At 38.2% G+C, this 1,340-nt stretch carries 1 protein-coding gene; it reads right to left on the bottom strand.

Annotation, left to right across the window (positions count from 1 at the left end; all coding sequences use genetic code 11):
• A partial coding sequence (locus tag AC1DRF_RS28050; RefSeq protein ID WP_477742315.1) for a DNA gyrase C-terminal beta-propeller domain-containing protein occupies window positions 1–1,340 on the bottom strand: 1,340 nt, incomplete at both ends.

Raw genomic sequence — 1,340 nt, forward strand, 5'->3', positions numbered from 1 at the left:
TTCTCGGACCATCACTAGCCCTCGTTTTGCTCGTGCTGATTCTTCAAACTCAGTAATTTTTGTCTTTTTCACAGCTCCTCGCTGCGTGGCGATAAATAATTCAGTTGATAGAGCTTCATCTTCATCGAAGATAACGCCGCTTACAACATAATCATCGTCTTTTAAGTTAATTCCTTTCACACCAGAAGCGCGAGTTCCTACAATATTGATTTCTTCTTCCCGGAAACGCAGTCCGTAGCCAGAACGAGTGGCAATAAACACTTGTTTTTTACCATCCGTTTGATATACATCGATTACTTCATCATCGCCTTTTAAATTAACGGCGACAAGAGCTTTGGAGTAGCGCTGTGCTTTATATTGAAGTAATTCTGATTTTTTGACCATACCATTTTTCGTAAAGAAAAGCAGATACTGATTTTCTTTAAATTCTTTCACCGGTATCGCCCGTACAATTTGCTCTTCTTTATCAATTGGAACAATGTTCATGATATGCTGCCCCATGTCTTTCCACCTGATATCAGGAAGTTCGTGCACTGGCATATATAAATAATTTCCTTTGTTTGTGAAGATGAGTAGCGTTTCGGTTGTATTAATTTCATACTTCGCTAAAATTCGGTCCGTATCTTTCATACCGAAGTCTTGCCCGTTAGACGCGGCGTAAGAACGAAGGCTTGTTCGTTTTACGTATCCGTCTTTTGTGACTGTCACTATCACTTCTTCAGATGGAACCATCACTTCTAGATTAATCTTAATTTCTTCGATTTCCGCTTCAATTTTTGAGCGGCGTTCTGTACTATATTGCTTCTTTACACGGCGTAATTCTTTTTTGATTACATTAAAAAGTTTTTTCTCGCTATGTAAGATTTCTTCTAACTCGTTAATTTTAGCACCTAGCTCTTCGGCTTCCGCTTGTAGAGCTGTGATGTCCGTGTTTGTCAAACGGTATAATTGAAGCGATACAATCGCCTCTGCTTGAGGTTCTGTAAATTCATATTTGGCAATTAAATTATTTTTAGCGTCGCGCTTATCTTTAGAAGCTCTAATCGTCGCAATAACTTCATCTAAAATCGACAGGGCCTTAATCAATCCCGCTACAATATGTTCACGTTCACGTGCTTTTTGCAGTTCATATTTAGAACGATTTGTTACCACTTCTCTTTGATGATCAATATAAGCATCAAGAATGTTAGCCAAACTCATAAGCTTTGGTCGCTTTTTAGCAATAGCAACCATGTTAAAATTATAAGGTACTTGCAGATCCGTATTTTTATAAAGATAGTGAAGTACTCCTTGAGCATTTGCATCTTTTTTTAATTCTACTACGATGCGCAGACCGGTAC

The sequence above is a fragment of the Priestia sp. P5_B4 genome, from assembly GCF_056400385.1.